Here is an 8,713-nt window from a genome sequence, read left to right on the forward strand (position 1 = left end):
CTCATGGAGCAAGATGAGAAGTGGGCTGCAGGAAAGAAGTATCTCGACATGGCAGAGTATCTAGAATGGCGCGAGAATCGCCCTAGGTCCGCTTCAAAAGTAACACGCATTATGTAGCACAATCTAGCTGAGGGAATTTACACATAAATTTGGACTTGATCGTTTTTGTGATACCCATATATTTATATTTAATTGTAATATCCTCAATATCCTCATCATTTATGATTTGTATCCCATAATGAATGGGGATATTATTGTTCTCTTCATTAATTAATTGCTCTATTTCATCCATTGATAACTTTCGGCTAATTGGGACTTCATCAATACTTACAAATTGGGACTTTGGATCATCCTCAATACCACCAAGAACGAGTCTCCCCGTAAAGCTCAATCCTAAGTTTGCTGCTTGGGGTCTATTATCACCGTTGATAGAAATATCTGTCAAGCGTATATCGGCAAAACCCTCATTTATTATTTCTATGAATATATGCTTTGTTTCATTGTTATAGTAAGACATACCTCTACTCTTTAATGGATCCCTGAAATCAATATAGAGATATCCAGCCAATAGGAGAACAAGAAGTAATACTATTATGCAGGTTATTAGTATCCTTGTATTCTTCACCGAGCCCCCCCCCCAAGTTTATCTATCGGTTCTTTCGGATAACGTTTCCGTGTTCACAACGTCCCACCTTCCTGAGAACGTAGTGACTGGCCGCCATGCGGTTGGATGGTGCCGATGTGTCTCGACTATTCCCTCTTTCGACTTATTCCGGAACCGAGGCGGCTTGTCCGCCGATGCAAACACAATGATATATGACGAACCTGCTTTATTGAGATTTCTCTCAATATCATCCATTTAATTAAGAACGGAAGAAAACTCCTTCTTTATCTCTTCTAAATATTTTTTTCCTTCCTCATCCAGCTCGGATTGAATATTTTCTATCCATATTTCATGGTCAACTGAATTACCAAGTCCATTCAGTATTATTATTGCTGCTTCCATGGTTTGTGCTAAAGATGGAACACCCCTCATGTACAAAAACATAACGTCAGTTACCTTCAGCTGCTTATAGTATTCCATCAAATCATTTAATTCTTTAATTGCCAGTTCATATTCATTTATTTCGGCCATGGCACGACAGTAATAATATTTGATATGCGGAATAGATATATCATTGGAATTTGTAGATTTCTCCCTCAGGTCAACTGCAACTTTAAATGCCTTTACACCTAATTCGATATTTCTTGAAAGTATCGAAGACGTCATTAAGTTAAACCAAGTATGAACATCATGACCATTATTCCTTGTAACAGCTTCGTATAATTTCGCCGCTTTGTTATAATTCCCCAGTCGAAAGTTAGCTAATGCAGTTAGTTTATGAGCTTCAATCATTACTTCTCTATTCTCAGAGTTCATGTGTCTTTCAGCATATAATATTGCACCTTGATAGTCCGTCTCATTTAATCGTTTTTGAGCTTCCTCTAAATCATGAGAAAACAACAGATTTGAAGAAGTATTGTTATGTGATGACTCCTCTGATCTTTTATTACTTCGCTTAAAAAAGTTGAAAAGCTTCATAGAATACCTCCCAGCTAAGTTGGGTTACCGGATCACGTTTCCGTTTTCATGACGCCCGCCACTTTAAGGTCCGCAATGCGGTTAGGTGGTGCGAATGTGGCCCGGCAACTGCTTCCCCGTCGTATCTTCCGGGCCCGAGGGGGCTTGTCCACCGATACGTGAACACTTTGTTATTAGATGTAGGTGCCATCCTTGAATTACTCCCATTATGCGCTTAAATTAAAAAGTACTCGACGCAATTATTTGTCGAATACTCAATGATTGTAGTTATTCATTTGGATACGTCTCCGCGAGATCCAACCGTCATTGGGTATGCTCATCAAACTCTGCCTCCTTTAGCTTGATTATAACTTAACAGTTTATTATATCCAACAAGAACCTTGGTTTTGAATTTATTCAGCACCTATTTCTTATAACGTTTCCGCATTCACGAACCCAACGTAGGAGGTTATCGCAACAACCGCTTCCTAGAACCCCCTTCTGCGACCGAGGGCGTCAGCCCCGGTGCATGAATGCAGTGTTAAATATCTGCCCTTTGACCTTCGTAGTTGTATTCAACACTAACTGACTAAAGGGAAGCTGATAAATCAACTTCCCTCGTCTTATGGAATTCTTCTCTTAGAAGTTCTCCACTATTTGATGCGTTTTTTGAATTGCCTCTTCTTTAAACTGCGTTGCTTGCTCAGGATGCTCGGCCGTACCTTCAACAAAAACAGCTTGAAAGTCAGTTAGTCCCACAAAATCCATAATGACATTTAGATGCCGATGCCCCATTTCAAAACCTTCGCTGATCGTGTTTGATCCAGGTGATAACACACTTCCGCTAGCTTGAATGTGAACGGCTTTCTTATCGCCAAGCAAGCCGGTTCTGCTTCCATCAGGGTGATATTTAAATGTCTTGCCCGCGATGCAGATCGTGTCAAGATATGCTTTCATCACCGGCGGATAGGAGTAATTCCATATGGGATTGACAAAGATATATTTATCTGCGGCTACAAATTGATCTACAAGTTCATTGATACGTCCGATTTTCGTTTGCTCCGCAAGCGTTAGTTGTTCGAAAGACATACCGGTTCTCAGTTTATCCCACCCATCCAAAATATCAGCGTCTATATGCGGGATATCCATTTTATATAAATCGAGATGAACCACCTCATCCTGCGGACGAGCTAAACGATAAGCTTGCACAAATTCTTTTCCTACTGTCATGGAATAAGATCGCTCGTCATCGCGTGGGTGAGCTGTAATGTAAAGCACTGTTGCCATATTGAAAGAGAACCTCCATTTCCGATTGTGTGGCGAATGCCCATTTATTTGTGGGACAAGACGTCCACGACTTGACGGGTAGCGACGTTAAGCCTATTGTAAAGGTTGGCCGTGGCAATCCCGGTAATAAGCGTAGCCAGGGCCGCCTCATCATAGTGAAGGGCTGCTTCTTGATACACTTCTTCAGGTACAGGATCGATCTGATCATGCAGTCGAGTCATCGACTCGCTGAGTGCCAGCGCCGCACGTTCCGCCTCTGAAAAATTTGTTGTCTCACGCCAAGCAGAAACGGCTAAAATCCGCTCAATCGATTCACCTGCTGCCATCGCATTGCGGGAATGAAGATCCACGCAGACGCTATCCCTGTTGATTTGGCTAACGCGAAGGTAGGCAAGGAAGAGGGTACGGGCCGGCACCTTGTTGTCCTCGGCTGAAGCAAACAAGGCCTTGCCCAGCGACTGCAAGGCTTGACCCGCTTCAGGTAAAATAATAACCGGATTTCTTGTTCTGGATTTCATCGGAAACACTCCTTTGTTGATGTTATCGAGCCCTTGATTCGGCCTCACATTATCTTGACGTGTCGTACGATGAGAGTGTGACCGTCACGACATTTTGCTTTTGTCACGTTTGCTGAACTATATTCGTCAATAGGGTAAGAAGCACAAATAGAAACAGGATGAAAGAGGAGCGAGGATTCAGTCGTATGGAAGAACAATTCGAATCGCAGCGAAATCATCTGCTGGCTATAGCCTACCGTATGCTCGGATCATTGTCAGAAGCAGAGGATGCCGTGCAAGAAACGTGGTTGCGTCTTCACCGTTCAGACCGAAGCAAGATTGAGAATTTAGGCGGATGGCTGACCACAGTCACATCGCGAATTTGTCTTGACATGCTGCGTTCGAGGAAAGCAAGGCGCGAGGAATACATGGATGAGCATATGCCAGAAAATTTGGCTAAAGACCGATACAATCCTGAACAAGAAGCACTGCTGGCCGACTCCGTCGGACTTGCACTACTAGTTGTATTAGATAAGCTTAAACCAGCAGAACGAATGGCCTTTGTTTTGCATGATATCTTTGCCGTGCCATTCAGCGAGATTGCACCTATCGTGGGGAAATCCGAACTCGCCACTAGAAAACTTGCAAGCCGTGCGCGCCAAAAGGTAAGAGGGAATGCGATTGATTCCCAAACCGATTTGAATCAACAGCGGAAGCTAGTTGAAGCTTTCCTGGCGGCCGCTTACGCCGGGAATTTCGATTCGCTGGTAGCGATGCTGGATCCGGATGTCGTGCTTCGAGACGATCGAGAAGCGGGCGTACGAGCCGAGACCAAAGGCGCCGCCTCCTTGGCCAAGAAGGTATCGGGACACGCCAAAGCTGCGCAAGTGGCCCTTGTGAATGGACGCATTGGGGCGATTGCAGCTCCAGGCGGGAGGTTACTGTACGTGATCCAATTTACAATAAAAGACGAGAAAATCACCGAGGTCGATTTGATCTCAAACTCTGCTCGTCTCGAGCAACTTAACTTAACGATTTTGAGTGATTGAGTGGCCGTTAGGCTTGATCTTGATTCGTTGTAATCCTATTATGCACTCCACTCATATTTACCTTACTCAGCTTACTGGTAGCCTAGTATAAACCCTCCAGAAAAAAGAGCAGACTGCACAATCACAGTTCTGCTCGACTAATATCTGAATATACCGACAAACCATGTTTGATGCAATAAACATAGAGTTTACCGCCCGTATTTACAGGAATCCTACACGTTGGACTTTGCTCCGGATAAAGGCGGTTCAGTAATACTCTGTCGCTTTTAACAAAGGCCACAAAGGATATATAATGTTCTTTGGTCATTGGATGGTCAAAGGTGATAAAATAATCCGTATCCATTTCCTCTACTGTGATTTTAGTTGCGGCAGGTGGACCCATAGGCAATATACGTTCCAATTGTCTTCCACAGCAAAAGATAGAGGCACTTCCTGTGCTAACCAAAATATTTCCGCAGGAAGAACAGACATAAAAACGCACTTTGTCAATGTTGCCGCTATCGGGCTGATTTGATGTGATTTCACCCTCCATCATCTGCTTCATATCAACGCCCAAAATAGCAGATAGCTCCGGCCACAACGACAGATCAGGACACCCTAAACCGCATTCCCATTTCGAAACCGTTTTATTTTGAATACCCAATGCATCTGCTATATTTTTCTGGGTAAGCTTCTTTTCCTTACGGAGCTTGGCAATTAACTTGCCTATCTTCACACTGTCCATGCCGCCACCTCCATTTCTGCTTAGTTACAAACTACAGGAACCTTGCGATGACTTGGACCAATCTTGCTGGAAGCTGCTTCAAATCGGTTATATCGAGTGTGTTTTCAGCACCATATAGTTCTCGGATAGCCTCTTTATCCTGTCCAATCGCTGCCGCCAGGAACTGGATGCCTTTTCGCCTAAATTCCTGCAAAGTATGTTTCATATCATGCGCTGCCTTTTCACCTGTATAATCAAGCATAGCCTTAGGCTGCCCGTCACTGATGCTGATTACTAGTTTGGTTTTTTGAGGCGCCTTAAGCAAACGATCAGAAATCATGCGCAATGCCATACCATCCCGATTGTTGCTGCGAGCCTGAATGTTCATAAGAGCATATTTTTCATCTGCATCTTTGCTTTCGAAGTCTACATAGGCATAGACGGACATTTGCTCCTGCTTGGAGCGGTCTGCCGTATCCCCGTAAACCATGATCGGAATGCCGCACCCTGTGCAGAATTCATATAAAGCGACGGCTGCCTGTTTTGCTGCATCCAAACGGCCAAAGGCCGACATTGACGCTGATTCATCAATCCTGAGAGCAACCGCAAGGGAGGGTTCTTCCTCCGGCGGGCGCTTGCGGGCAAATACGCGAAAATCCAGAGAAGCGGCCTGATCCGCGCAAAATTTAGTGCCATATAGCCGGGATTTGGCGAATTCAGCGGATACTTCATGCTCTAAAAACGGGTTTGTTTTTCTGATCAGTTCCCGAATAACTGGCAGCAAGGCTGCAACCAGGCTGTTATATTCTTCCCTGTCTTGAGCGGTTGCTTCCGGGCGGTGGACAATAAGCTTGATTTCTTCATGGCAGGTGCCTTGAACACTTTGCCGTGCTTCCCTGTTCAATTGTTTACGAAATTCTTGTTTTTGTCGTTCATTTGTATCGGATGGATCAAGCTCATGATAAAAGGGGGTGCCGTTTTCTCCATTATCATTGCTAGAAACATCGGTATTTTCATCACTGCTCGTATCCGAATGCCCCTCGCTGTCTACTGATTTTCTCAGACGCGCTGCATTTTTGTCAACTTGATCGGTTTCGGCAGAGAATTCTCCGTTATCGGAAATATGAAGCTCCATTACTTCCGGATTCTCTCCCTCTGAATGCGAAGGACAGATGATATCCAATTCCTCAAGCTTCTCCGTCAAGCCATGACTTGCCAGCGCCTGCTCCAAAATGGCAAGCTCCTGCGTGTCAGTGGTAATTTTGTAAAGCACCTTATGATATAGTGTATTTTGTACAGAGGCACCGCTCTGAACGGCATCAACCCAGAAGATATAGGAACGCATCCCAGCCACACCTTTGATGGCATTAGCCCGAGCTGTTTCATCCAGCAGCATAATGGCTTCGGCTAAAAGAGCAAGAACATGTTCAGATTGATAACCCGTCTTCGCTTTGGCCCGTTGCATCATAACCTCTTTGGGTGGTAAATCCAGTTTTTCTGCATGTTGCACTCGATCACGCAAAGCTTCATTTAGAGGACGGAAGCCATTGTAGCCGCGGTTTGTTGTGATAACGGCAATAAAATCAGGATGCCGATGTACGATTCGGGTAGGCAAGTTTAGACTGCCATCTGGTTCTAATGCGGAATTTAGAGCCATTAACACAGCAGCATCCCTAATTACCGTAGGTTCCTGAATCTCCAAAAGCCATCCATTTTCATACGCACGGACAATTTCTGAAGGGTAATAGCGATATTCAACAGGACCTGATTGATCATCTTTTTCCGACAATACCGGAAGAATAGAACCCAGCACATCGGACTTATCCATATCTGCAAAACAGGTTACTTTCGTATAAGGCAAGTTAAAATGAGCAGATAAAGCTTTAGCAAGCTGGGTTTTTCCCGAACCAGCATCTCCCTCCAGCAAAATGGTACTGATTTTCATTTCACCGCGATTCCAATTTCTTACTACTTCCTGATAGATACGTTTTTCTGCCTCACTCTCAATATGTGAAGGTGGTTTTTTCCAGACAAGGGATTGTTCCTCTTCTGTCAGTTGCCTGGCAGTTGACAGAATACAGGTCTGTTTCATATTTAATAACACTCCAACTCTTCTAAAATGCGGCTTAGTACCCGCCCGCGTTCCCCAATTAATTCTCCTAAATCGTTCAGACTCTGGGCAAATGCCTTGATATCCTTATTGATGTTTTCATTGTCAGTACAAACTTCCACAGGTAATACACCACCTTGTATTCCAATACGTTCCACGCTAGGATTCTCAGGGTCATATAAAAGTGGAAGTCTATAAGCTTCCTTGAAGTAAAGCAATGTTCTGGACAAAAAGATAATCATGTCAAATATTTGATGGATGGGCAGCTCCTGGGCCAAAATCCATTCACCATCGTTATCATTTTTCCAAATCTGTGCGGCAATCTGCATTTTTTTATTTTCCTCCAGCATAGGCGCACCTAATGTTAACCGTTTGATGCCGGATTCATAGGCGTTTCTGCCATCTATACGCTCATAATCATTTGCTATCATAACAACTTTTTCATTCATCGCCATATCCTCCTCGCATTAGCATCAGCAGCGAGACACTGCTCTCTCAAACCTTCTAATTTTGCTGTATGATCTTCATGTGGGTCATCATACTGTAATACTTTAATAACGGATAGTTCAAAGCCTTCCGAGCCGTATTTGTTCCAGAGTTCCTGTAATCGTTTATTGGGATGCCAGTTGGCTGCCAATTTCATATTCGTGCTGTTAAAGTCTGAATTTGTATCTTTGGAGATACCTAAAAATACTTCGCCAGTTTCTCTGCAACGGTAAGAGATTACACCCATTTCAGGATGTCTATTTTTATAGATTTCCATAAGTTCTTTTTTTCTTTTTGCATCCATTTTGTTCACCTCGACTTTAGTATGACCCTATATACATCAAAAAATAATCCACGCTCCGTAGACCATATGGATGCTGTGCGATTTGACGACGAACGCGGGTGATCGTCTACAAAGGTTCGTCATGTCTTTCGACGGCAAATAATGCGCCTGAACGGGAATATTGACGCTGTTCGCTGCGGCTAGCGATACCGGCAGGTTGTCCGGTTCGTGAAACCCTAACGAATCCGTCAGGTTGCCTTGCGCGTCCGCATCGACCAGCAAAACCTTTTTCCCTTCAGCAGCCAAACCGATTCCCAGATTGACCGCTGTTGTCGTTTTGTCCACGCCGCCTTTCTGATTGGCAAGGGCGATCACCTTGGACATCCGGCAATTCTCCTTTCACGCAAAAAGCCGGTTGCACTGAACATGTTGTCAGGCAACCGGCTTTTTGAAGAGTATCTATATAAAAAGAGAACACCACAGAAAAGGCGTTCTCTTGAGCATTCATTTATTAGACTAACTTCTCTTCAATTATCGTTTCGTTGATATTTATTGCCTCCGAAGGGACCACCATTGACTTGAATGCTATACTTCAAGATCATAAATAGGAAAGAATAAGTTTTCAACTGGCTCTAAAACCTTATGATAGCTGCGTTCACAAAGCGAAATGAAGTAAGTATTCAATAATTCCTACGTAATTCTGATCTTGGATTGTCAACGGGTCTGTCAAAGATTTT

Annotated in this window: 10 protein-coding genes; 1 reads left to right on the forward strand and 9 read right to left on the reverse strand. The window is 43.8% G+C overall.

From position 1 onward, the window contains the following. Nucleotides 1-109: 109 nt before the first annotated feature. The 4 genes from XYCOK13_RS17165 to XYCOK13_RS17180 all read right to left on the reverse strand — a co-directional run bounded on the left by XYCOK13_RS17165 (nucleotide 110) and on the right by XYCOK13_RS17180 (nucleotide 3,366). Nucleotides 110-625, reverse strand: coding sequence for a hypothetical protein (locus XYCOK13_RS17165; protein ID WP_213413471.1), 516 nt, complete (start codon nucleotides 623-625; stop codon nucleotides 110-112). 234 nt (nucleotides 626-859) lie between these two features. Further along, nucleotides 860-1,582, reverse strand: a complete 723-nt coding sequence (locus XYCOK13_RS17170) for a tetratricopeptide repeat protein (protein WP_213413472.1) — start codon at nucleotides 1,580-1,582, stop codon at nucleotides 860-862. 618 nt (nucleotides 1,583-2,200) lie between these two features. After that, the gene (locus XYCOK13_RS17175; RefSeq protein ID WP_213413473.1) at nucleotides 2,201-2,848 is read right to left on the reverse strand and encodes an FMN-dependent NADH-azoreductase; all 648 of its coding nucleotides are present in this window, start codon (nucleotides 2,846-2,848) and stop codon (nucleotides 2,201-2,203) included. A gap of 44 nt (nucleotides 2,849-2,892) precedes the next feature. Continuing rightward, entirely contained in the window at nucleotides 2,893-3,366 is a 474-nt protein-coding gene (locus XYCOK13_RS17180) for a carboxymuconolactone decarboxylase family protein (protein WP_213413474.1), read from the reverse strand. Nucleotides 3,367-3,551: 185 nt separating this feature from the next. On the opposite strand from XYCOK13_RS17180, the gene XYCOK13_RS17185 reads away from it, so the two are divergent. Continuing rightward, nucleotides 3,552-4,394: a sigma-70 family RNA polymerase sigma factor gene (locus XYCOK13_RS17185; protein ID WP_213413475.1), complete on the forward strand. Its 843-nt coding sequence runs from the start codon at nucleotides 3,552-3,554 to the stop codon at nucleotides 4,392-4,394. Between the two features lie 121 nt (nucleotides 4,395-4,515). On the opposite strand, the gene XYCOK13_RS17190 is transcribed toward XYCOK13_RS17185, so the two are convergent. The 5 genes from XYCOK13_RS17190 to XYCOK13_RS17210 are packed head-to-tail and all read right to left on the reverse strand — an operon-like array spanning nucleotide 4,516 to nucleotide 8,360. After that, nucleotides 4,516-5,118, reverse strand: a complete 603-nt coding sequence (locus XYCOK13_RS17190; RefSeq protein ID WP_213413476.1) for a helix-turn-helix domain-containing protein — start codon at nucleotides 5,116-5,118, stop codon at nucleotides 4,516-4,518. Between the two features lie 31 nt (nucleotides 5,119-5,149). Beyond that, complete coding sequence (locus XYCOK13_RS17195) at nucleotides 5,150-7,189, reverse strand: AAA family ATPase (RefSeq protein WP_213413477.1); 2,040 nt, start codon at nucleotides 7,187-7,189, stop codon at nucleotides 5,150-5,152. A 2-nt stretch (nucleotides 7,190-7,191) separates the two neighbouring features. Then, nucleotides 7,192-7,656 (reverse strand): DUF6530 family protein, encoded by a 465-nt coding sequence (locus XYCOK13_RS17200; protein WP_213413478.1) that lies wholly within the window; start codon nucleotides 7,654-7,656, stop codon nucleotides 7,192-7,194. Further along, nucleotides 7,653-7,997: a GIY-YIG nuclease family protein gene (locus XYCOK13_RS17205; protein ID WP_213413479.1), complete on the reverse strand. Its 345-nt coding sequence runs from the start codon at nucleotides 7,995-7,997 to the stop codon at nucleotides 7,653-7,655. The genes XYCOK13_RS17200 and XYCOK13_RS17205 overlap by 4 nt, the downstream gene beginning before the upstream one ends. Before the next feature lie 36 nt (nucleotides 7,998-8,033). Next, complete coding sequence (locus tag XYCOK13_RS17210; RefSeq protein ID WP_213413480.1) at nucleotides 8,034-8,360, reverse strand: ParA family protein; 327 nt, start codon at nucleotides 8,358-8,360, stop codon at nucleotides 8,034-8,036. Nucleotides 8,361-8,713: the final 353 nt, after the last annotated feature.

The sequence above is a fragment of the Xylanibacillus composti genome (genome assembly GCF_018403685.1).
Lineage (GTDB): Bacteria > Bacillota > Bacilli > Paenibacillales > K13 > Xylanibacillus > Xylanibacillus composti.

Coding starts and splice junctions, on each gene's coding strand:
- XYCOK13_RS17195 (WP_213413477.1), bottom strand. CDS start 7,189: ATGAAACAGACCTGTATTCTGTCAACTGCCAGGCAACTGACAGAAGAG.
- XYCOK13_RS17210 (WP_213413480.1), bottom strand. CDS start 8,360: ATGTCCAAGGTGATCGCCCTTGCCAATCAGAAAGGCGGCGTGGACAAA.
- XYCOK13_RS17190 (WP_213413476.1), bottom strand. CDS start 5,118: ATGGACAGTGTGAAGATAGGCAAGTTAATTGCCAAGCTCCGTAAGGAA.
- XYCOK13_RS17180 (WP_213413474.1), bottom strand. CDS start 3,366: ATGAAATCCAGAACAAGAAATCCGGTTATTATTTTACCTGAAGCGGGT.
- XYCOK13_RS17175 (WP_213413473.1), bottom strand. CDS start 2,848: ATGGCAACAGTGCTTTACATTACAGCTCACCCACGCGATGACGAGCGA.
- XYCOK13_RS17185 (WP_213413475.1), top strand. CDS start 3,552: ATGGAAGAACAATTCGAATCGCAGCGAAATCATCTGCTGGCTATAGCC.
- XYCOK13_RS17205 (WP_213413479.1), bottom strand. CDS start 7,997: ATGGATGCAAAAAGAAAAAAAGAACTTATGGAAATCTATAAAAATAGA.
- XYCOK13_RS17200 (WP_213413478.1), bottom strand. CDS start 7,656: ATGAATGAAAAAGTTGTTATGATAGCAAATGATTATGAGCGTATAGAT.
- XYCOK13_RS17170 (WP_213413472.1), bottom strand. CDS start 1,582: ATGAAGCTTTTCAACTTTTTTAAGCGAAGTAATAAAAGATCAGAGGAG.